This is a genomic window from Thermoanaerobacterium calidifontis (assembly GCF_055381745.1).
In genome coordinates this window covers 914014-935826 of sequence record NZ_AP042436.1, presented here as the reverse complement: position 1 = coordinate 935826, position 21813 = coordinate 914014, and the positions used below count along the sequence as shown (strand labels likewise).

Annotated in this window: 22 protein-coding genes and 1 tRNA gene; 5 read left to right on the top strand and 18 right to left on the bottom strand. The window is 35.5% G+C overall.

From position 1 onward, the window contains the following. Positions 1-7 precede the first annotated feature (7 nt). The 5 genes from ACZ42G_RS04625 to ACZ42G_RS04605 all read right to left on the bottom strand — a co-directional run bounded on the left by ACZ42G_RS04625 (position 8) and on the right by ACZ42G_RS04605 (position 4974). Positions 8-82 (bottom strand) — tRNA-Pro (locus ACZ42G_RS04625). Between the two features lie 71 nt (positions 83-153). Then, entirely contained in the window at positions 154-387 is a 234-nt protein-coding gene (locus ACZ42G_RS04620) for a hypothetical protein (RefSeq protein ID WP_013788445.1), read from the bottom strand. 50 nt (positions 388-437) lie between these two features. Next, the gene (locus ACZ42G_RS04615; RefSeq protein ID WP_464851649.1) at positions 438-1715 is read right to left on the bottom strand and encodes a bifunctional folylpolyglutamate synthase/dihydrofolate synthase; all 1278 of its coding nucleotides are present in this window, start codon (positions 1713-1715) and stop codon (positions 438-440) included. Between the two features lie 57 nt (positions 1716-1772). Continuing rightward, positions 1773-2309, bottom strand: a complete 537-nt coding sequence (locus ACZ42G_RS04610; protein WP_085112974.1) for a GNAT family N-acetyltransferase — start codon at positions 2307-2309, stop codon at positions 1773-1775. A gap of 28 nt (positions 2310-2337) precedes the next feature. Further along, entirely contained in the window at positions 2338-4974 is a 2637-nt protein-coding gene (locus ACZ42G_RS04605; RefSeq protein ID WP_464851647.1) for a valine--tRNA ligase, read from the bottom strand. A 385-nt stretch (positions 4975-5359) separates the two neighbouring features. Between ACZ42G_RS04605 and ACZ42G_RS04600 the strand changes: the two genes are divergently transcribed. Further along, positions 5360-5905, top strand: a complete 546-nt coding sequence (locus ACZ42G_RS04600) for a biotin transporter BioY (RefSeq protein ID WP_464851645.1) — start codon at positions 5360-5362, stop codon at positions 5903-5905. Between the two features lie 19 nt (positions 5906-5924). On the opposite strand, the gene larC2 is transcribed toward ACZ42G_RS04600, so the two are convergent. From larC2 to ACZ42G_RS04570, 6 genes are all read right to left on the bottom strand, one after another. Next, on the bottom strand, positions 5925-6320 hold the full coding sequence (larC2, locus tag ACZ42G_RS04595; RefSeq protein WP_464851643.1) for a nickel pincer cofactor biosynthesis protein LarC2: 396 nt from the start codon (positions 6318-6320) through the stop codon (positions 5925-5927). Positions 6321-6355: 35 nt separating this feature from the next. Beyond that, positions 6356-7087, bottom strand: coding sequence for a nickel pincer cofactor biosynthesis protein LarC (larC, locus tag ACZ42G_RS04590; RefSeq protein WP_274892557.1), 732 nt, complete (start codon positions 7085-7087; stop codon positions 6356-6358). Between the two features lie 5 nt (positions 7088-7092). Further along, positions 7093-7848 carry a nickel pincer cofactor biosynthesis protein LarB gene (gene larB, locus ACZ42G_RS04585; protein ID WP_464851641.1) on the bottom strand — a complete coding sequence of 252 codons (756 nt, stop codon included), beginning with the start codon at positions 7846-7848 and terminating at the stop codon, positions 7093-7095. After that, on the bottom strand, positions 7835-8662 hold the full coding sequence (larE, locus tag ACZ42G_RS04580; RefSeq protein WP_464851639.1) for an ATP-dependent sacrificial sulfur transferase LarE: 828 nt from the start codon (positions 8660-8662) through the stop codon (positions 7835-7837). Before larE ends, larB begins: the two co-directional genes overlap by 14 nt. Positions 8663-8730: 68 nt before the next feature. Beyond that, positions 8731-9246: a CDP-alcohol phosphatidyltransferase family protein gene (locus ACZ42G_RS04575; RefSeq protein WP_464851637.1), complete on the bottom strand. Its 516-nt coding sequence runs from the start codon at positions 9244-9246 to the stop codon at positions 8731-8733. Positions 9247-9328: 82 nt separating this feature from the next. After that, complete coding sequence (locus ACZ42G_RS04570) at positions 9329-9799, bottom strand: hypothetical protein (protein ID WP_085112981.1); 471 nt, start codon at positions 9797-9799, stop codon at positions 9329-9331. Between the two features lie 165 nt (positions 9800-9964). On the opposite strand from ACZ42G_RS04570, the gene ACZ42G_RS04565 reads away from it, so the two are divergent. Then, a complete protein-coding gene (locus ACZ42G_RS04565; RefSeq protein ID WP_464851635.1) occupies positions 9965-10828 on the top strand; it encodes a phosphatase PAP2 family protein in 864 nt (287 codons plus the stop codon). Positions 10829-10846: 18 nt separating this feature from the next. Here ACZ42G_RS04565 and ACZ42G_RS04560 read toward each other — a convergent pair whose 3' ends face one another. The 4 genes from ACZ42G_RS04560 to ACZ42G_RS04545 form a co-directional block, all read right to left on the bottom strand. Next, a complete protein-coding gene (locus ACZ42G_RS04560) occupies positions 10847-12037 on the bottom strand; it encodes an NAD(P)/FAD-dependent oxidoreductase (protein WP_464851633.1) in 1191 nt (396 codons plus the stop codon). A gap of 67 nt (positions 12038-12104) precedes the next feature. Continuing rightward, on the bottom strand, positions 12105-13292 hold the full coding sequence (locus ACZ42G_RS04555; RefSeq protein ID WP_085112984.1) for an FprA family A-type flavoprotein: 1188 nt from the start codon (positions 13290-13292) through the stop codon (positions 12105-12107). Positions 13293-13463: 171 nt separating this feature from the next. Further along, the gene (locus tag ACZ42G_RS04550) at positions 13464-13940 is read right to left on the bottom strand and encodes a ribonuclease H-like YkuK family protein (protein ID WP_038069401.1); all 477 of its coding nucleotides are present in this window, start codon (positions 13938-13940) and stop codon (positions 13464-13466) included. Between the two features lie 82 nt (positions 13941-14022). After that, positions 14023-14832 carry a lipid II flippase Amj family protein gene (locus ACZ42G_RS04545; RefSeq protein ID WP_085112985.1) on the bottom strand — a complete coding sequence of 270 codons (810 nt, stop codon included), beginning with the start codon at positions 14830-14832 and terminating at the stop codon, positions 14023-14025. A 174-nt stretch (positions 14833-15006) separates the two neighbouring features. On the opposite strand from ACZ42G_RS04545, the gene ACZ42G_RS04540 reads away from it, so the two are divergent. Genes ACZ42G_RS04540 through ACZ42G_RS04530 form a run of 3 tightly spaced genes read left to right on the top strand, consistent with a single transcriptional unit; the run spans position 15007 to position 17217 of the window. Then, entirely contained in the window at positions 15007-16416 is a 1410-nt protein-coding gene (locus ACZ42G_RS04540) for an MFS transporter (RefSeq protein ID WP_085112986.1), read from the top strand. Continuing rightward, the gene (ndk, locus tag ACZ42G_RS04535; RefSeq protein ID WP_085112987.1) at positions 16417-16833 is read left to right on the top strand and encodes a nucleoside-diphosphate kinase; all 417 of its coding nucleotides are present in this window, start codon (positions 16417-16419) and stop codon (positions 16831-16833) included. A 51-nt stretch (positions 16834-16884) separates the two neighbouring features. Beyond that, complete coding sequence (locus tag ACZ42G_RS04530; protein WP_085112988.1) at positions 16885-17217, top strand: hypothetical protein; 333 nt, start codon at positions 16885-16887, stop codon at positions 17215-17217. Position 17218: 1 nt separating this feature from the next. Here the strand turns inward: ACZ42G_RS04530 and ACZ42G_RS04525 are convergent, their stop codons facing one another. The 3 genes from ACZ42G_RS04525 to ACZ42G_RS04515 all read right to left on the bottom strand — a co-directional run bounded on the left by ACZ42G_RS04525 (position 17219) and on the right by ACZ42G_RS04515 (position 21783). After that, positions 17219-19918: a calcium-translocating P-type ATPase, SERCA-type gene (locus tag ACZ42G_RS04525; RefSeq protein ID WP_464851630.1), complete on the bottom strand. Its 2700-nt coding sequence runs from the start codon at positions 19916-19918 to the stop codon at positions 17219-17221. 64 nt (positions 19919-19982) lie between these two features. Then, positions 19983-20636 carry a DUF2225 domain-containing protein gene (locus ACZ42G_RS04520; RefSeq protein WP_274894029.1) on the bottom strand — a complete coding sequence of 218 codons (654 nt, stop codon included), beginning with the start codon at positions 20634-20636 and terminating at the stop codon, positions 19983-19985. A 97-nt stretch (positions 20637-20733) separates the two neighbouring features. Next, positions 20734-21783, bottom strand: a complete 1050-nt coding sequence (locus ACZ42G_RS04515; protein ID WP_464851628.1) for a YkvI family membrane protein — start codon at positions 21781-21783, stop codon at positions 20734-20736. Between the last annotated feature and the right edge of the window lie 30 nt (positions 21784-21813).

Genomic DNA, 21813 nt, shown 5'->3' with positions numbered 1-21813 from the left:
ACAAAAATGGTCGGGGCAACAGGATTTGAACCTGCGACCTCACGGTCCCGAACCGCGCGCGCTACCTCTGCGCCATGCCCCGACGCATCTACAATTTTATCATAAACAAATTATTATATCAAGTACAATTTAAGAATTTGAATTCTCATCTTATCAAATATCTATGATCTTTTTATATAAGTCCTTTATATCGTACTTTATATGTTCGTCTCTGGCAATTCTCAAAAGTCTTAAGTATTCTTCCCTTGCAAAATCATATTTTAATTGTGCAAGCTTTGTTTTAAGGTAGTTGTCTTTCTCCACCCTTTCAAGGTATAATTCGCTTTCTTTAAGCCTCTTTAGTGCATTGTCTATCTCCTGTAAAAGATCTGCACTGTTATATTCCATACAACCACCTTCTAGAGACTGTAGTTTTTTATATTATATTATAGTCTTTATTATTTTATTACCTTTTTTAAATATGTTCTGACATGCCCTATCATATAAAGTGAACCGCAAAAAAGTATCAAATCTTTTTCACCGGCTTTTTTCAATGCTTCATTAATAGCATCATCTATGCTTTCAAAATATAATGGATTCACGTCTTTGATTTTTTCAGCTAATTCTTCTGCCGTATAAGCTCTGTCGCTTACAGGTTTTGTCGTTATCACAATATCTGCCAGAGGCACTATTAACTTAAGCATTCTGTCTGTGTCTTTGTCCTTCAACATGCCAATGACAAGCACCAATCTTTCATAAGAAAACAGATTTAAAGCTTCTTTTAATACCGACATTCCTTGAGGATTGTGGGCACCGTCTATCACAATAAATGGGCATCTGCTTAATACTTCGATTCTGCCAGGCCATCTTGTATCAGCAAGCCCTACTCTTATAGCATTTTCACTTATAGTTATACCTTGAGATCTAAGTTTTTCTACAGCCATTAAAGCCAATGAAGCATTGTAAATCTGGTGTTTGCCAATTATACATATCTTAAGATTTTTATAATCTCTGTAATTAAAAATCTGATATTCGCTGTTGGACTCTATTATTTCGACATCATTGATATCTAAAATATCCAAAGACGCTTTTTTAAGGTTTGCCACTCTTTTAATCACTTGCAACGCTTCATTTTTTTGGTAAAAGCTTACTACAATTCCATTTTCTTTTATTATTCCAGCTTTCTCATAGGCTATCTTTTCTAAAGTATCTCCTAATTTGTCCATATGGTCATAATCTATTGTCGAAATCACAGAAACCAAAGAATTGTCAATGACATTAGTCGCATCAAAGCGTCCACCTAATCCTACTTCCAGCACCACAAAATCGACATTTTCATCGCGAAAATACTTAAATGCAATTGCAGTAATCAATTCAAATTCTGTCGGATGATGATACCCGTCAGCCAACAGCCTGTCAACAACATCTTTTACATATTCAACGTAATCTGTCAATTTATCCTTTGGAATATTTTCATTGTTTATCCTCATTCTTTCTTCAAATTCTTCCAAATATGGAGAGGTGTAAAGTCCTACTTTATATCCAGCATTGATTAAGATGCTATTTATAAAGGCACATGTAGAACCCTTTCCATTTGTACCTGCTACATGAATAAATTTAAGATTTTTTTGAGGATTTCCCATGTATTCAAGAAGACGCCTTATGTTATCAAGCCCTAATTTTATGCCAAATTTATTAGTGTTGTGAATGTATTCTATTGCATCACTGTATTTCACATTATCATCCTCCGAAATTCAAAACCCCAGACAAGACATCAATTGTCTGGGGATGTTTTATAAAAATAATCCCATCATTATTTCATCTACGTATTCATTCCCGATTTTAAATTGTTTCTTTCTGCGTCCTTCTTCTTCAAAGCCGTATTTCTGATATAGATGGATGGCATTGGCATTAGAGCTAAATACACTTAAACACAGCTTTGAATAACTTCTCTTTTTGGCCCAATCAATAGCGTATTCAAATAGCTTCGAACCAATGCCTATATTCCTGTATTTAGCATCTACGCTTATGCCAATCTCACCTACGTGTTGAACTTTAGAAGATCTGCCGCCATAATATCTAAAAAGCGTAAGGCAACCAACTATTTGTCCACCATAATCAGCGACCAAAATCAAGTCTTTCCCACGATCAAGCCGCTTTATCATCTGTCTTTCCTCTTCTTCCGTCCATCCCGGCTCTTCTGAGACCATGTATATCTTCTCTTTTCCAACACTCTCGATTAGTTTCACTATTCCTTTGGCATCTTTGATATTTGCTTCTCGTATTGTTAAAGTCGGACTTTTTTCTATCCTTTTGAATAGTGTAAACACCATATTACCTCCTTTAGAGGCATCAAAATCATTTCATCAAATACTCAATACGCTCATCAAGATTTTTAAGCATTTCACTGTATTTTTCGTACTTTTCTCTTTCAGCGTCTACAACATGCTTTGGTGCCTTACCTATAAACTTTTCATTTTTAAGCATACCTTCAGCTCTCTTTATCTCGCTTAAAACCCTCTCTCTTTCAGATCTAAGCCTTTCTATCTCGTCTTTTATATCGATTAAATCTTCAAGAGGCATTACGACTAATGCACCTTCAATTGACCCTGACATGGCTTTTTGAGGCAACATATCTTTATCTTTAATATACATCACTTCGCTGGCACCAGCAAGTTTAGTAATATAATTCTCTCCATCTTTAAATATTTTTATAACATCCTCTTTGTCTGTATTGATTATAACCCTCGCCTTTTTTGACGGTGTTACAGAAGCCTCTGCCCTTAGATTTCTTATTGTCTTTATTGCGTCCATTATTAATATAACATCTTTTGCCTCTTTTTCAAAGATCAAATCTTCTCTGTATTCAGGCCATTTGCTAAGCATAATCGTATCGCCTTCATGTGGTATATTTTTAAATATCTCTTCTGTTATAAACGGCATAAAAGGATGCAACAATCTCAATGTATTATCAAGCACATATCTTAATACAGACTTCGTTATCTTCTTTGCTTCCAAATCATCGCCATAAAGGACAGGTTTGCTAAGCTCTATATACCAATCACAGAACTCACTCCAGAGAAAATCGTACAATTTTCCGGCAGCTATCCCTAATTCATACTTCTCCAAGTTTTCTGTTACTTCTTTTATTACATCATTCAGCCTTGTTAAAATCCATTTGTCAGCAATGTTGAGATTTTCCAAGTAAAGCGTCGTATCGTCACTTGTAAGGTTAAGCATCACATACCTTGATGCATTCCAAAGCTTGTTGGCAAAATTTCTACTGGCTTCCACTTTATCATCGCTAAATCTCATATCGTTTCCTGGAGCATTGCCAGTTATAAGCGTAAATCTCAACGTATCAGCACCGTACTTGTCTATTATTTCCAGAGGATCAATGCCATTACCTAAAGATTTGCTCATTTTCCTTCCTTGCGAATCCCTTACAAGGCCGTGTATCAAAACTCGTCTGAAAGGCACCTCTTTCATGAATTCTAAGCTCATGAAAATCATCCTGGCCACCCAGAAGAATATTATGTCATATCCAGTCACCAGCACATCGGTTGGGAAGAAGTATTTTAAGTCTTCAGTATAATCAGGCCAACCCATAGTTGAGAAAGGCCATAATGCTGAACTAAACCATGTATCAAGCACGTCTTCATCTTGATGTATGTTTTTGCTACCGCATTTTTCGCAACATACAGGATCGTTTTTAGAAACATTCACATGCCCACAATCATCGCAATACCATGCAGGTATCCTATGACCCCACCATAACTGCCTTGATATGCACCAATCTTTGATGTTTTCCAGCCAATTAAAATATATCTTTTCAAATCTTTCAGGTATGAATTCTATTTTACCTGTCCTTACAGCTTCAAGTGCTGGCTTTGCAAGTGGTTCCATCTTGACAAACCACTGCTTCGATAAAAATGGCTCAACCGTTGTGTGGCATCTATAACAATGGCCTACGCTATGATTTAGATCTTCTATCTTTACCAAAAGTCCCATATCTTTTAGCTTTTCGACTATCTTCTTTCGCGCCTCATATCTATCCAGTCCAGAGTATTCTCCACCATTTTCATTTATTGATGCGTCTTCATTCATTATATTTATGAAATCAAGGCCATGTCTCATTCCTATTTCAAAATCATTTGGATCATGCGCAGGAGTAACTTTTACAGCTCCTGTTCCAAATGTAGGATCTACGTAATCATCCCCTACGACCGGAATTTCCCTCTCGACAATTGGCAGTATAAGAACTTTGCCTATAAACTGTTTGTACCTTTCATCATTCGGATTGACAGCTACCGCCACATCTCCTAACATTGTCTCAGGCCTTGTAGTAGCTATTGTTATGTATCCCTCTTCACCTTTTACAGGATACTTTATGTACCAAAGATGTCCTGACTCATCTTCATGCTCTACTTCCGCATCTGACAATGCAGTTTTGCAACTGGGGCACCAGTTTATTATTCTGTCGCCACGATAAATAAGACCTTTCTCGTAAAGGGAAACAAAGACTTCTCTTACGGCTTTCGACAGCGCTTCATCCATTGTAAACCTCTTTCTCGTCCAATCGCATGAAGAGCCTAATTTTTTAAGCTGATCTAAAATCCTGTTTTCATACTTTTCCTTCCATTGCCATGCTCTCTCTAAAAATTTTTCTCTCCCTATATCTCTTTTGGTAAGCCCTGTTTCTTCTCTGATTTGGTCGAGAACTTTAACTTCTGTAGCGATGCTGGCATGGTCTGAGCCTGGTATCCATAAAGTGACAAAGCCCTGCATTCTTTTCCACCTGATTATTATGTCCTGCATCGTATTGTCTAAAGCGTGACCCATGTGCAATTGCCCTGTGATATTTGGAGGTGGTATTACAATAGTAAATGGCTTCTTGTTTAAATCAATCTTTGGCGTAAAATAACCTTTTTCCATCCATTCTTTGTATATTCTATCCTCAAATTCTTTAGGATTGTACGTCTTAGAAATTTCCATCTTTATCTCCTTTCGATTTTATGTTTTGATAAAATAAAAAAACCTTTCCCAAAAGGGCGAAGGTTTTCCGCGGTACCACCTTATTTTATAACTTAAGCTGTATCGGGCATACCCGTTTAAGCCTACTTATGTTTCAGCCTACTTGCTCCAGTGCTACCTTCAATGTACTCAACAATAAGGAAACCTTTCAGCCTTGGGAATCCATCTCTTTTATCTGGTACACTTACTCCTCACTATCATAGCAAAATATTTTATTAATATTAATATATACATTAACTTACAAATTGTCAATATCACTTATTTGTCAACCATATCGAAATATTTAGTTGACAAATAAGTGCCGTATTTTGTATAATACAGATAAATTACGTTGGAGGTGAATCTTTTGAACTACCATTTAAAAAAATTGACATTATCATCTATGTTTGCATCAATCACTGTAGTACTAAGCTTCATAAGCATACCACTTCCTTTTTCGCCTGTGCCAATAACAGGTCAAACACTGGCATTAATGTTGTCTGGAAGCCTTTTGGACCCAATAACAGCTTTTTTAAGCATGGCTATCTATCTTGCACTCGGTGCAATAGGAATACCTGTTTTTGCAGGATTTCACGGTGGTATAGGAATACTCTTAGGTCCGACAGGTGGATATTTATTGGCTATGCCAATCGCATCATTTGTCACATCTACAATATTAAAAACTGAAAAGATAAGCTTTTTAAAGCTGATTATTTCTAATATAATCGGTGGCATAGTGATAGTCTATCTTTTGGGAGTTCTGCAATTAAGCATTGTAGCACAATTAAATTTAAAAAAAGCAGTTCTATTAGGTGCACTGCCTTACATACCAGGTGATTTCATAAAAGTTTTACTATCTTCATACTTGGCGTTAAAATTGATGCCAATATTAAAAAAAACACATAAAAGCTGAAAGGTAGCACTTTCAGTTTTTATGTGCCATCATATTGACGCAAAACATTTAAAACAGCCTGCACAGAAAGGCCTGTTTTTTCAGCTATTTTTTTTACGTCATCTGACTCGATATGAGATTTTAAAAATTTGCCATTCAGATAACCCATTTTGACTCTTACATCTCCAAATGGAGTCCTAATGACTTTAAAATCTCTATCAAGAGCATATCTATCAACTTTATACTGCCTTAAGCCAAATGTAGATGTTTCTTCGAAAATTACTTTTCTTAAGTTCTCTAAATTTTCTTCCTTGCAAAGCACAGAAAGCATATTAGCAGGTCTTTGTTTTTTCATAAATATTGGAGTAATGTAGACATCCAACGCTCCGTTTTTTAGAAGCCTATCAAATATGTACTGATAATACTCCGGACTCATGTCATCGATATTTGTCTCAAGGATATAAATGTTTTCTACTTTTTTTTTAGTTCTACAGTACCTACAATCGTCCTTAATACGTTTGGCACTTCAAAATCTTTATGTCCTGCGCCGTATCCTATAGATTCAAATTCACATTCCGGTATCGCTCCAAACTCATGAGCCAATGTTTTAGCTATTGCCGCACCTGTAGGCGTCACAAGCTCACCACATACTCCGTTGTCGTAGACAGGTATGCCTTTTAACAATTCTGCCGTAGCTGGTGCCGGAACAGGTATCAAGCCATGCTGGCTTTTCACAAACCCAGACCCTAAAGGCAGCTTCGAAAAGATGATTTTATCAGGTCTTATCATGTCTACAAGCACAGATGTCCCAACTATATCAATGATGGAATCTACTGCTCCTACTTCATGAAAGTGAACTTCATGAGGCGGCAAGCCATGGATTTTTCCCTCAGCATCTGCTAAATTGCGAAATATTTTAAGGCTCATCCCTTTTACATCATCATTTAGCAAACTGCCATTTATTATGTCTTCAATGTCCTTCATAGTCCTGTGATGGTGATGTCCTTCATCAAAGTCCACTTTAAAGGTATTTGCAGTTATCCCATTCTTCGTAGTTGTTCCAATTTTTAAGCTGTATCCGCTTAATGAAAGCTTATTAAGCTCCTCTTTAAATTTATCTACATCTATGCCATGTCCTAAAAGAGAGGAAATTGTCATATCGCCTGAAATTCCCGCAAAACAATCAAAGTACAAAAGCTTCATAATAGCTACTCTCCTATCTTATTTATTAGACTTGCAGAATACGCTGCGCCAAACCCATTGTCAATGTTGACTACGCTGACACCACTGGAACATGAGTTAAGCATAGCGAGAAGCGCCGAAAGCCCGTGAAAATTAGCGCCATATCCAACACTTGTCGGCACTGCAATGATTGGACATGCAACAAGTCCGCCTACAACTGTAGGCAAAGCACCTTCCATACCTGCAATACATATTATGACTCTAAAGCTCCTTAGTTCATCAATTTTGCTTATCAATCTGTGTATTCCAGCCACACCTACATCATATATACGTTTTACGGAATTACCCATAAGTTCAGCAGTTACAGCCGCTTCTTCCGCCACAGGAAGATCTGATGTGCCTGCTGCAACAACTCCTATTACACCCTTTGTCTTTTTTACCTCATCTGTTCTAATTGATATTATCCTTGCTACATCGTAATAAACAGCTTTATCACATACTTCCTTTACTGCCTCAAAATGATCTAAAGATGCTCTTGTACCTAATACATTGCTGCCTTTTTCATACATTCTTACTGCTATTTCTCTCACTTGTTCAGGAGTTTTTCCTTCACAGTATATAACTTCAGGGTATCCACGCCTTACTTCTCTATTGTAATCTATCTTTGCAAAACCCAAATCCTCGTAAGGAAGTTTTTTTAATGCCTCAACGGCATCTTCCAGCTTAATCAAACCATTATCATATTTCTCAAGTACATCTTTTATGTAATTATCGTACATCATTTATCAGCTCCGCCACAGCTTCATTCATGCTTCCAGTTCTATATCCTTCAAGATCCAGTGCTACATATTTAAAGCCTATCTCTTTCAATTTTGAAACTACATTTTTTCTCACAGACTCATCCAACATCATGTCAATCTGTCTTGGATCAAGCTCTATTCTGGCAATATCCCCATGATGTCTTACTCTAAAACCAACAAAGCCTAATTTTAAAAGATATTCTTCTGCTTTATCCACCATTGACAATTTTTCATCTGTTATTTCTTCTCCATAAGGAAAACGAGATGAAAGGCATGCATAAGCAGGTTTGTTCCATGTTGGAAGCCCTAAAATTTTAGACATCTCTCTTATATCGTTTTTTGTAAATCCACACTCTAATAAAGGGCTTTTCACGCCTAATTCCCTTGCAGCTCGTCTTCCTGGCCTGAAATCTCCTGTGTCATCATAATTTGTACCATCCAAAACATGCTCAATGCCTTCTTCTTCTGCCACATTCTTTAACTTTGAAAATAGTTCACTTTTACAATAATAGCACCTGTCTATAGGATTTTTTGAAAATCCCTCTATCTCCAGCTCCTCAGACCTTATGACTCTATGCCTTATACCAATTTCTTTTGCCAATTCCTGCGCTTCTTTAAATTCTCTTTGCGGATATGTAGAAGATGTAGCAGTAACAGCTACACATCTATCATTAAGCACATCATAACAGACTTTTGCAAGAAAAGTGCTATCAACTCCCCCTGAAAAAGCTACGACAGCACTTCCAAGTTTCTCTATGTACTTCTTTAAATTTTCGTATTTTTCTTCCAGTTTCATAGCCATACCCCCTCAGAAAAATATAACACAAAAAACTCGAAAAACAAAACTTTCGAGTTAGATTTGTCTCATTGCTTTTTATTGTAAAGCCTAAATTCTATTGAATAAATAAAAAAGGCTACAAGTGCCAATAGCAAGGCTATTATCATAAGTGTAAGACCATAAGGCCAATCAAATATTGAAAAAATTATAGCTACATAAAAAAGAAGTGTTGCAGTTTTTCCAAATCTATTAGCAGGTATTGTAATATCTTTTCTTTTGTACAAAATAAATGCACCTATTATCATTGTCACTTCTTTTATAATTACAATCAAAATAATGAAGAATGGTATTATTCCCTTGATCCAAAGGCTAAACAGAACAGTTATAATCATCAACTTATCCGCCAATGGATCCATCAATATACCTACTTTCGTTATCTGGTTGTAATGGCGAGCAATATACCCATCAAGCACATCAGTAAGTCCAGATATCAAGAATACTGCTGCGGCATAAACATTTCCATTGTATATGTAAAAAAAACTGTAAACAAAAACAGGTATAAGTACAAATCTAATCAACGTCAATGTATTCGGTATGTTCATAAAAGCACCTCTTAAATAAATATCGCTTGTATTGTATTATATTATTTATTTGACAAAAAGTAAATAAAGGCCTTCAAGGCCTTCACACAATTTTACCGTTTAATCCTATTTCAAAAACAAACTCATTATCGCACTTTTTACCATCGTTCATTTTTTCTATATATTTTTTCAAGATATCAGCTTTAGCGTGAACTTCTAATATCCTGAATTTCTTCAAAAGAGCTATGCTTTTTACTATAGAATTCATAGCATCGCTAATAACATCATCGCTTACATTTTCACAATCGTCGATGTAAACATACATGCTGCATCTTTTAAGCTGCCAGTTGATATTGTAAAGTCCACAAAAACCTATATTTTCTCCTTCATTTGTTTGCAGTATAAATATTTTTCTGTTTTTCCCGAAGGGAATATTCAATACATTTTCACTTTTTCTTGACACCTTAAACATGTCTATCAAAAATTTCACTACATCAACATCTTTAAGCCATATAGAAAATGACTTTTTGTCCCTCTTTTCCACATCTCTCAAAAATATCTTTTCAGCTTTCACTTTAACACCACCTATATATTATTATTCTTTATAAATTTTAAAAATCCTTCTTTCTAAAAGAAAATAATTTTCGACAAAGATGATTTTAAAAAATTTTATAAACTACTCACTTGATGTTGAAGGAAGATTTACAAACTTGTAGAATATATATATCGAGGTGATAAAATGCAAGCAGCCATAATAAAGGATATTCAGCTTATATCAAATCCAATTTTAGATTATTTTTTTATATGTATAACAATGATGGGAAGCTCATTATTTTATTTTTTAGCACTGCCTTTATTTTATTGGTGCATTGATAAAAGATTTGGGCTTAAATTAGGGTTAGTGCTTTTGTCATCTATATACGTCAATACAGTAATAAAAAACGTAACAATGGTTCAAAGGCCAATTGGATACCCTGGTATCAGATCGATTTTCACACAATCCGCTGGCGGATATTCATTTCCCAGTGGCCATGCACAAGGTACAACTACGTTTTGGGGCACAATGATGTTTAAATACAATAAGAAAATCACAAAAATTTTAGGCGTAGCTGCAATAATATTAGTCTCCATATCGCGGTTGTACCTTGGCGTTCACTGGCCTGTCGATATAGTTGGTGGAATTTTAATCGCTTTGTTAGTGATAATAGTCGCGGAACTTGTAGACAGTATAATAATCGAAGGCAAGTATGATATAAAGCTTATATATAAGATAATTCTTTCGCTAATTGTGCCTTTAGGATTGATAATTTTGTTTCCATACAATGAAAACTTCGAATACATGGCATTATCATCTGGTACAATGATAGGATATTTTATTGACCAACATTACTTTAAATTCACCGTAAATAATACGATTAAAGGTCAAATAGCAAAATTGATAATTGGTTTGTCAATTTTTGCTGTGATATTAAGCACTTTAAAATATTTGCTGCCTTATACAGAAATTTTCAATGCATTTAGATATTTCATTGGAGGGTTATGGATTTCAATTGGAGCACCACTTCTATTCAATAAACTCAAGCTTAACAAAAAAACCTTATAATACTTGGATTTCCAAGTATTATATTTTTTCTAATATCTCCTTGGCATCTTTTGATGAAATTAAAAATTCTTTTAAATCAAGCCCAGAATCAATAGCTTTCTTTACTTTTGTAGAATAGCTTATATCGCCTATGAGAATTGCTCCTATTAATTTATTTTCTTTTGCAAACAATTTATAATAAGTATTTCCATCTTTATATCTGTAGGATACAGCAGCTTCATCAAAAATATCTCCCGATGAAAAAACATCCACACCAGTTACCTTCAAAGTGCTTGACGGAGGTACTTCTTTGTATACCGTCTTAATACCAACAGCGTTTAAGCCTGCCGTCCTTCCTTGAGCCAAAGCGACAGTCCAGAGGCCATATATTTTGCCGTTGTGCTCAGCGACATCACCTGCTGCATATACATCGTCAACATTTGTCTTCATAAAATCATCAACTACAATTCCTTTATTGATTTTAATGCCTGAATCCTTAATTGCATCCAAGTTTGGCCTTACGCCTGCTGAAAATATCACAAAATCGGCATCAATTTTAATTCCATTTTTAAGCATAACACCGTCAACTGGATCACCAATTATCTCCTCTACTTCTGCACCTAATACAAGATTTATACCGCTATTCTCAATGATCTTTTCAATAATCCTCGATCCTTCTTCGTCAGACTGTTTAGGTAGCAGCCTTGGAAAAAATTCTATAACTGTCATGTCGTAACCAGTTTGCCTTAATGACCAGGCCGCTTCAAGTCCTAACAATCCACCTCCCACTACTACACCTCGTTTTTTGCCATTTATATACTCGTTTAATTTTTCCACATCGTCAAGGCTTCTCACTGCGTAAACACCTTTTTTATCGTTTCCTTTAACTGGTGGAACAAAACTATGACTTCCAGATGCGACTATGAGAACATCATATGTTAAAATGCTGCCGTCATCCAACTTCACAATTTTTTTATCTGTATCTACCGATAGCACATTTCTCTTAAGCAAAACGTCTATATTGTTATCTTCATACCATTGATCAGGCTTTACATATAATTTTCCCAAATCAAATTGTTGGCCAAGTAAATGTGACAATTTCACCCTGTAATACGTGTTGTATTTTTCCCTTGAGATCATCGTAATCTTTGATTCACCATCGTTCTTTCTGATATTTTCAGCAGCTTGAAGTGCAGCAATTCCGTTTCCAATGATTACGAACTTCATCATCATCAGTCCTTTCTATGTAAAAAGTTTAGCTCCGTGTTATATGCGTGATGCATATAACACTTTTATGTTATACAAGCGATGAAGCAAATATTCTTCCAAAATCTCTGCACCTTTCAATATCGTCATCGCTTGGAATAAAATTAACTTTAAGACCCGGTTCAACCAAATTAAGTTTAAGACCTTTTAGCCTTTCTTCCATCAATGGTATTGCCTCGCCACTCCATCCATAAGAACCGAAAACTGCAGCAGGCTTATTTTTATTCTTTATTGGATTTATTCTATCTATGACATTCCATATAGGTTCAACAGCATCACCAGTAATTGTAGGAGAACCAAACAAAAGTCCATCTGCTTTTTCAAGCTTATCTCTAACATCATCTAAATCAACAGCTTTTGCGTTGTATATTTCAACATCTATGACACCAGAATCTTTTATGCCATTGCCAATCTCCTCAGCCATTTTTCTCGTGTTTCCGTATGCAGAAACATAGTATATAAGCACTTTCTTTTTTTGAGCTACATCTTCTTTGCTCCACTTCTCATAATCCTGCAAATACTTATCGATATTTTCCCTCAGCACAGGTCCATGTCCTACTGCTATTACATCAAGAGGAATATCCTTAATTTTTTCCAATGCCTCCAAAACCTTTGGCTTAAATGGGCTTATGATGGAATCAAAATAAAGCTTGTAAGCTTCTTTAAAATCATCTTCAAGATCGTTAAAAAGATGTTTAGGTGTATAATGGCAGCCAAAAGCATCGCATGTAAATAAAATTCTTTCTTCCTCCAGATAAGTAAACATTGTGTCAGGCCAATGAAGAAACGGTGCCATGATGAATTTTAATGTCTTACCGCCTAATTCAATAGAGTCACCATCATTTACTATTCTAAACTTAAAATCGCGGTTTATCTGTCCTTTCAAAAAAGTTATAGCCGTCCTGCTGCCAATGACTTCCGCGTTTACCGCCTCTTTGAGAAGTTTCGGCAATGCACCAGAATGATCAGGTTCTGTATGGTCTACAATGATATAATCAATGTCTTTTAAATTTACAAGGCTTTTTATCTTATCGACGTACTCATCGTAAAATGGCTCTTTTACCGTTTCAATCAATGCGATTTTTTCTTTTCCTTTTACAAGATATGAATTGTAAGATGTTCCCCATGGTGTTCTCCATACTATATCAAAATACTCAAGATCAGGATCTAAAACTCCCACCCAGTAAACATCATTTTTTATTTTAACGACTTTATCCATAATATCACCCCGTAAATAATAATTATTATCAATTAATATTTTATTTCCTTAACTTAATTATACCACTTGCTGCCAATATTGCAATAGTTAAAAAAATAATTTTTCAAAATTTAACATGTAATGCACCGCAAAAAAATAAAAACCTCAAAAGAGGTTTTCATTGAACGTGATTTACATTGACTTTGTATGTTTATCAGCTACTTTGCTTGCTCCGTATGAATCAGGTTTTACCTGTGCATCAAAGCCACAGCCTGTAACCATACCAACTACTTCTTTTATAATGTCTTTTGTCATGCCGTTCTCGCCAACATCAAGATGTATCTCTATATTAAAATCTTTCTTACCCATTTTTTCAAATTTTGATGACAATATATTTGCAAGCTCTATGCTGTAATTAGCCTCCATAAAAATCCTTTGCCTTAGAGATGGAATTTTTTTATGTTGAAACTTCCTGTAGTAATATCTGGCACCTTTTCCTTCGCGATATATGATTACCGCAGAAACAAAGCATATGACTTTGCCAGGTTGTGAATCAGTCCCTATCATAAGCTTGTACTTGGAATTTTTATCGCTTTTTATAAACTCCACAATATCATTAAACATCTTATCAATATCCAAAACGCCTTTTGTCGGATTTACAAAATTCAAGGCTATCCATCTCCTTTGATTCGCATAAGAATCCTTTTTATATATTATACACTATTTTTGTTTCTTCTGTGTTAAATTTTCATTAAACAATTAATTTTGTGACAAAGAGAATCAAATGAGATGCCGGTACAAAGACTATTTGCGCCAATAGCGTACCTATTATTTTTCCGAATACTAATAATATCACCATTGTATTTACATCTTGCTGTGTCCTTTTCCCAGCCAGTGCTTGATCTGTAATAAGTGCTGCAACAGGATCGACAATGACTGTCAAAAGGATTGTAGCAAAGCCATTGACTATTCCCGAAAGCAGACTTGCTGTAGTTCTAAATTCTGGCAGCAATGCACCTGCATACAATGACGATATAATGCCTGTTGTGTATATAGAAGTTATTATCACATTGTAAACCAGAAAGCTCTTAGGTATTTTCGTCTCTTTAATGCCTTTTAACATGCTAAACTTAGGTAAAACTATCTTAGTCCTTATTTTCTTTATGCTGCTCCACTTTAAAGACATGAGTACAAGTTTCGGCACAGATCCAGCTTTCTCCATGCCGTTTATGGCAGACGAAAACACTGAAACAAACGTAGGCATTAACGGTGCGCCTATGACAGCGCCTAATGTAGCCGACAACAATACAAATCTCATATCGATGCTTAAAGCTGAAACCAGCTTGTACTTTATGGATATATCAACAAGACTTCCTAAAAATGGTCCTTGAATCATGTTTGACAATCTTGAAATTACAGCCATTATATTGAACAATGATAATGAAACTGCCAGCTTTCTGGTCCTTACACCTGATGGCCTTATAGAATACGATAATGTATCGATCAAATTTATTATCATTGTGAAAAAGCAAACGATTAATAGTCTCTTTACATCTACCATCTGCACACATCCTAAGCTAAAATATACAAGTTAAATTATAGACATATTTGACAAAAAAAGCAATACATGACCATGATTCTGAAAGTCACACTTCATTTCGTTTTTGTGTAAAAACTGTGTTATAATTTTTTATGTCAAAACCACTATAAAAACCGCAAGAAAGGAAAGGCACATATGGAAAAACTTCGCACTAATAAATGGATAATCTTATCTGCTGTGCTTATAGGTACCGTAATGGGACCTATAGACGGCAGTGTAACAAACATAGCAATGCCACAACTGGCAAAAATATTTCACACAGATATTACCACAACCAGTTGGATTTCCATGACATACTTATTAATGCTTTCAAGTTTAATGTTGACATTTGGCAGGCTTGGAGACATGGTAGGTTATAAAAAGCTGTATCAGTACGGTTTAATAACTTTTTCCGTCACTTCCGCCATATTAAGTATGTCAAACAATATTTACATGCTTATCATTGTAAGAGCTTTTCAAGCTGTAGGTGCTGGTATGCTTATGTCAATGGCTCCAGCTATAATAACTGCTACATTCCCTCCCAGCGAAAGAGGAAAAGCATTAGGCTTTAATGCAATGGCCGTATCTATAGGGCTTTCGATAGGACCCACATTAGGCGGTTTCTTGCTTACATACTTAGGCTGGAGATCAATATTTTATATAAACATACCAATAGGCATAATCGGCTTTATATGGGCTCAAATAGTAGTTCCAGATAATAAAGGAGTGCCAGAGAAATTTGACCCATTTGGCGCATTATCGGCATTTATCTTTCTTACCGCACTTCTCCTATTTATATCTGAAGGCGGCACTTGGGGCTGGACGTCTATTCTAAGCATTATATCTCTATTAACATTTATAACATTTTTTATAGCATTTATAATAATAGAATACAAAGTAGAGTTTCCAATGTTGGACTTAAGCCTATTTAAAATAAGGTTATTTACATTTGGAAACTTAAGTACACTAATAAATTTTATGGCGCAAAACACCATGACATTCTTGACACCTTTTCTCTTGCAGAAAATCGGATATTCTACAGACTTATCCGGTATCATAATGACGTCTTTTCCTCTTATAATGCTTGTTGTCGCACCATTAAGTGGCATTTTATCTGATAGATATGGAGCACAAATTTTATCTACTATTGGCGCTTTGATTACAGCCGTTGCACTTTTCTCTATGTCAACGCTGACATTACATTCATCGATGGCATCAATAATGTTAAGATTAGGTATTTTCGGCGTTGGCAACGGAATCTTCCAAACGCCTAACAACAGCTCTATAATGGGCAGTGTATCAAGAAATAGACTCGGCATCGCATCTGCCTTCTTAGCCACAATGAGAAATGCAGGAATGGTTCTCGGTATAGCAATGGGAAGTGCAATATTTACCAACAGGCAGATGTTTTATGAATCAATAAAAATAAACAATAGCAGTGCGTTTTTATTTGGATTGAGAGACGCATATATAGTAGCAGGAATATTTTCCATAATCTGTGCATTAACATCCCTTGTTAGGGATAAAATTAATAAAAAGAATAATTTAGAAAAGGATGGAATGTAAATGGAAAAGACATTTGCTATGGTAAAGCCAGACGGTGTAAAGCGCGGGCTCATAGGCGAGATATTAAAAAGGTACGAAAGCAAAGGACTTAATCTTGTGGCTGCAAAAGTTATATGGCCTTCTTTGGAACTCCTTCAAAAGCATTATGAGGAGCACAAAGACAAACCATTTTATGCTGACTTAATTCAATATATGATGTCTGGACCTGTCTTCGCCATGGTCTTAGAAGGTGATAATGCTGTTAAAATAGTAAGGCTCTTAAACGGTCCTACAAAAATTGAAGATGCTCAACCAGGTACAATACGAGGGGATTTTTGCACAAACACGACATTCAATATAGTGCACGGCTCTGACAGCTTAGAAAGTGCAAAAAGAGAAATACTTTTATGGTTTCCAGAATACGCGAATAAAATTTAGGACAAGTAAATAAACTCTAATAGAAGAAAAATTCTATTGGAGGAGTATTCAATGATCAAAGTATACAGCAAAACCAACAAGTATGGAATCATATATGGAAAGATAGACGACTACAATTGGTATGCTTTAGTGCAAGCTGATGTCGTCGATTACGGAATAAATCCGGAGACATTGTCAAAAGGTGCTGGAAGGGTTTCAAGGCTTTTTATATACAAAGACATTGAAAGAGATGAATTAAATCAAAGCACAATATCAAAATCCATCATTGCAGACTACAGGCATAAATGGAATTTCATAAATGACGATAAGAAAGACGTAGTAAAAAAACTTGTAAACTACTTAGAACTTAGATATTCTTTGAAAGTTTTAAAAGAGGCGAAGTAACTTACTTCGCCTCTTTTTTAGGAAGTACAAAGGCAGTATACAGATTATTAAAGACAAATTCTATAGATGAAAAAAATACTACTACCAACCAATCAAACCAAGTCAAAGGTACAGTCCTAAAAACAGCGCTTAAAAATGGTATGTATATAGTTGAGAGAAAAAGCAAGAATGATGCAGTAACTGCAACTACTAAATATTTGTTAGTAAATAAGCCTAACTCAAATATCAAATGCCTCTCTGATCTACATTCAAACGAATGTATAAGCTCTACCATGACTAAAGTCGAAAACGCAATCGTTCTTGCTCTGTCCAATGTGCCGTAAGTCAATGCAAATATGTACGATGACAAGGTGCAAACAGCCATTAAAGTTCCAACGATGCCTATTCTTATTCCAAGGCCGTTTGCAAAGATGCTTTCATCTGCCTTTCTCGGTTTTAAATTCATTATGTCTTTATCAGCAGGATCAAGCCCCAACGCTAATGCGGGTAGCCCGTCTGTCACAAGATTTACCATCAAAATTTGTATAGGAACAAGCGGAAGCTCTAAAGATGACAAAGCAGCTAAAAACATCGTTATTACTTCTCCAATGTTGCATGATAATAAATATCTTATAAATTTTCTTATGTTGTCGTATATAATCCTCCCTTCTTCAATTGCCGCTACAATGGTAGCAAAATTGTCATCAGTCAAAATCATAGAAGACGCCTCTTTCGCTACATCTGTACCGCTTTTCCCCATAGAAATGCCAATATCAGCCTCTTTAATGGCAGGTGCATCATTTACACCATCGCCAGTCATGGCTACAACATATCCCCTGCTTTTTAAAGCTCTTACAATCCTCAATTTATGTTTTGGAGAAACTCTCGCGTAAACCGTCGTATTCTCTACCGCTTCATTAAGTTTCTTATCATCTAATCTATCTATCTCCTCTCCTGTCATGATGTTATCAGTTTTAGAGTGTATATTTAATTCATCTGCAATAGCTGCAGCAGTTAACTTATGATCCCCTGTTATCATTATAGGTTTAATGCCTGCCAATTTACATTTTAATACAGCATCGTATGCTTCTTTTCTTGGTGGATCTATCATTCCTTCTAATCCGACAAAGACCAAATCCCTCTCAATAACTGATAGATCACTGTATCTAACTCCTTTAGGAAGCCTCCTATAGGCAAATGCCAACACCCTAAGAGCATCCCTACTGAACTTTTCATTCGTCTCAAGTATTTTCTTTTTTTCAAAAGAGCTGAGTGGAACCTCCCTTCCATCCCTTAAAACCTTAGTGCATAGTTCGACTACAACATCTGGGGCACCCTTCGTAAATGCATACATCAAGCCATTTTCCTCAACTACGACGCTCATCCTTTTTCTGTCTGAATCAAATGGAATTTCTTCAATTCGTTTCATCTTTTTTTCTACGTATTCTTTAGATACGCCTCCTAAAACTGAAGCATACATGATGGCAGCTTCTGTAGGATCACCAACGTATTTAACATCTTCTACAACTTCATTTCTTACTTTGATCTTTTCTATTTTTACATCTGCATTATTACACATATATCCTATTTCTAGTAGCCTTTTTAATGCGGGATCGTAAATAGGCTCTACTTTTATACTATTTATTGTAAATTTAACGTTGTTTGACTTTCCTTCAATTTCTACAACACCATCATTTACAAAAATCTTTTTAACTGTCATTTTGTTTTCCGTCAAAGTGCCTGTTTTATCAGTGCAGATGACATTTGTACATCCAAGGGTCTCTACAGCCGGCAGTTTCCTGACAATCGCATTTCGCTTTAACATTCTTTGAACTCCTATTGCAAGGGACACTGTAACAACAGCAGGAAGACCTTCAGGTATGGCAGCTACTGCAAGACTGACTCCAGACAAAAACATGTAATAGATAGACTCGCCTCTAATGATTCCCATAACTACCACAAGAGCACAAATTAATAAAGAACCTGTTACAAGGATCTTCCCTAATTTATCAAGCCTTCTTTGAAGTGGCGTCATACTGTCGTCAATATCCTTAATCATCCCTGCAATTTTTCCCATTTCAGTCCTCATACCTACATCAACAACTAAAGCTTTGCAGCGTCCGCTTGTGACTACAGTACCCATGTATATAAAGCTATTTTTTGGCGCCACCTTCCTGTTTCCTATTTCGACAGGTTCTTTTGTTACAGGAATAGACTCACCTGTTAAAATAGATTCATCAAGCCTTAAGTTATAAGCTTCAAATACGATAGCATCTGCTGGAACTTTGTCGCCTGCTTCAAGCAATATTACATCATCGACTGTTATCTCTTCTGAAGGTATTTCTTTTACAGCACCATCCCTTAAAACCTTTGAAGATGGTGCAGAAAGTTTTTTCAGAGCATCCAGCGACTGTTCGGTCCTGTATTCTTGCACAAAACCAAGAATTGCGTTAAGGATTATAATAACCGTAATCGTCACAGCATCGGCTATTTCTCCCATTAGAGCAGAAATCAACGTTGCAACTAACAAAACCATCACAATAAAATCTTTAAATTGATCTAAAAAAATATCGAAAGCAGTCAATTTTCTACCTTCATCAAGAACATTAGGACCGTATTTCAATAATCTCTTACGTGCTTCTTGTTCGCTTAACCCATTTTTGATAAATTCATTATTAAAGAAGTAAATTGTACTATTTTCTGGTTTTTTTGTCTGAAACATTTGTATCCCCCTTTGTACATTTCTCCTCATATAAAAATATGAGGTCACATGTAAAAACATGACCTCATATTTTTAGGCTTTGCCATTCATCTCTTGCAAAATCAACTATCATAGAATAATTGCTTCTCAATGGATGATTTATTACCTTGTTAAACCATTTTAGAGCTTCATCTCTATTGCCTAATATCTTGTTTAACTCACCTATCAAATATATAAGCTGTATCTCGCCTTCAAATGAATCATTTCCTTCATATGCTTTCTCATATTTGTCTAATGAAATCTTTAAGAACTTTATTTTATTTGCAGTATCTCCTAATATGTCGTATATCCAACTTATCCTCAAGCATGTCTTAGCAAATATTATATCTTTATCGTTTTTTATCTCTGAACAATATAAAGACAAAAGATACGATTCTAAAGCTTTTTTAGGAGTCCTTTCACCAGAAAACTTTCTTTTCGTCCAATTTGTAGTGATTCTTGAAAGAACCTCCTTTCTACTTTCTTCATTAATATTGTTAAAAGATTCGTTTAATGCAGCATAACCGCAATTGGGACATACAATAGGATCATAAAAAAAAGGCTCTATTCCTTCATATTTTGTATACAGATCCTTTCTGATTTCCACAACTCTTAAATGAGACATTCTAACTTTAGTATAAGTAAATTCTCTGCCACAAACTGGGCATTTTGTCTTTGCATCGTACAAAAAAGAGTTCATGTTTTCACTCCTGTCTATAAAGTCTGCAGCAACACTATTTATCCAATATATATTTCGAAACACAAGCAAAAAACATTAGCAAAATAGCTCATTTACATCATTTTTTCTTAATCAAACCATACGTTATCCCAATCAGCATCACAATTCCAGCATAACCTGCAATCGGATACATATAGTGTACTAATTTTGAAAATCCAAATCCGCTTAATATCAGTCCTACACCACCTGTAATGATTGTACAGACTTTATACAATATGCTTCTGGTATCAGTCAATCTTGCCACAAAACCATAAAGATTTCCAACAGCAGTCGTATAAATTTCTGCAATCAAAATAAAACTGTATATTAGCTTTAGCAACGTTGAAAACTTTCCGGCGATATAAAGCATAGGTATTTGATAATTTGAAACTTTAGGCATGTTCAAAAGAATGGCCACCAAGATCATCGTAGCACCGGCCCACAAGCCTAAACCTCCAAATAAAGCACCTAATTTTAAATCCGATTTATTCGTTGTTTGATTCCCAAGAGGTGCTAATATCGCTACAGACATCAATAAATTATATGAAGCGTAGATAACCCCTGATATAAAAAAATTTTTAACTGCTGCATCAAATGGCATTGATATACGACTTAACACAAAAATATCTGGTGTATAAAAAAGAGCTAATGCACTTATCAAAAATACTCCCAGCAATAAAATCGGCACCACAAAAGAAATAGCAGAAATAACACCTGCTATTCCTGTCAACACTGTCATAACAGATATCACAGCCATCAAAACAGCTCCAAACTGAGATGGTAGCCCAAACTGTTCTTTAAAAATCGCTGCCGTACCTGCCAGCATTGCCGTAAAAGCTCCAAATAAAAAAAATATGATTACATAATCCATTATTTTGCCAAAAAAAGGGCCTCCAACATCCATAATAACCTCATAATGTGAAGAAGCATTAAGCCTATTGCCCAATAATAAAATAAAATACCCATATACGATAAACATAATGGCTGCGGCAAAAAGACCCACGAATCCTTTAACACCGTGGTATCCAAAGAATTGCAGTACTTCCTGTCCAGACGCAAATCCAGCCCCCACCACAGTACCTATATATGTTGCAGCAATTGAAAATACCGACAATCCTTTATTCTTCAAGATTGCGCCTCCTAAATGATTTTTCATTAA

Coding starts and splice junctions, on each gene's coding strand:
- ACZ42G_RS04620 (WP_013788445.1), bottom strand. CDS start 387: ATGGAATATAACAGTGCAGATCTTTTACAGGAGATAGACAATGCACTA.
- ACZ42G_RS04605 (WP_464851647.1), bottom strand. CDS start 4,974: ATGGAAATTTCTAAGACGTACAATCCTAAAGAATTTGAGGATAGAATA.
- larC2 (WP_464851643.1), bottom strand. CDS start 6,320: ATGAGTCCGGAGTATTATCAGTACATATTTGATAGGCTTCTAAAAAAC.
- larC (WP_274892557.1), bottom strand. CDS start 7,087: ATGAAGCTTTTGTACTTTGATTGTTTTGCGGGAATTTCAGGCGATATG.
- larB (WP_464851641.1), bottom strand. CDS start 7,848: ATGATGTACGATAATTACATAAAAGATGTACTTGAGAAATATGATAAT.
- larE (WP_464851639.1), bottom strand. CDS start 8,662: ATGAAACTGGAAGAAAAATACGAAAATTTAAAGAAGTACATAGAGAAA.
- ACZ42G_RS04575 (WP_464851637.1), bottom strand. CDS start 9,246: ATGAACATACCGAATACATTGACGTTGATTAGATTTGTACTTATACCT.
- ACZ42G_RS04565 (WP_464851635.1), top strand. CDS start 9,965: ATGCAAGCAGCCATAATAAAGGATATTCAGCTTATATCAAATCCAATT.
- ACZ42G_RS04560 (WP_464851633.1), bottom strand. CDS start 12,037: ATGATGAAGTTCGTAATCATTGGAAACGGAATTGCTGCACTTCAAGCT.
- ACZ42G_RS04555 (WP_085112984.1), bottom strand. CDS start 13,292: ATGGATAAAGTCGTTAAAATAAAAAATGATGTTTACTGGGTGGGAGTT.
- ACZ42G_RS04545 (WP_085112985.1), bottom strand. CDS start 14,832: ATGGTAGATGTAAAGAGACTATTAATCGTTTGCTTTTTCACAATGATA.
- ACZ42G_RS04540 (WP_085112986.1), top strand. CDS start 15,007: ATGGAAAAACTTCGCACTAATAAATGGATAATCTTATCTGCTGTGCTT.
- ndk (WP_085112987.1), top strand. CDS start 16,417: ATGGAAAAGACATTTGCTATGGTAAAGCCAGACGGTGTAAAGCGCGGG.
- ACZ42G_RS04530 (WP_085112988.1), top strand. CDS start 16,885: ATGATCAAAGTATACAGCAAAACCAACAAGTATGGAATCATATATGGA.
- ACZ42G_RS04525 (WP_464851630.1), bottom strand. CDS start 19,918: ATGTTTCAGACAAAAAAACCAGAAAATAGTACAATTTACTTCTTTAAT.
- ACZ42G_RS04520 (WP_274894029.1), bottom strand. CDS start 20,636: ATGAACTCTTTTTTGTACGATGCAAAGACAAAATGCCCAGTTTGTGGC.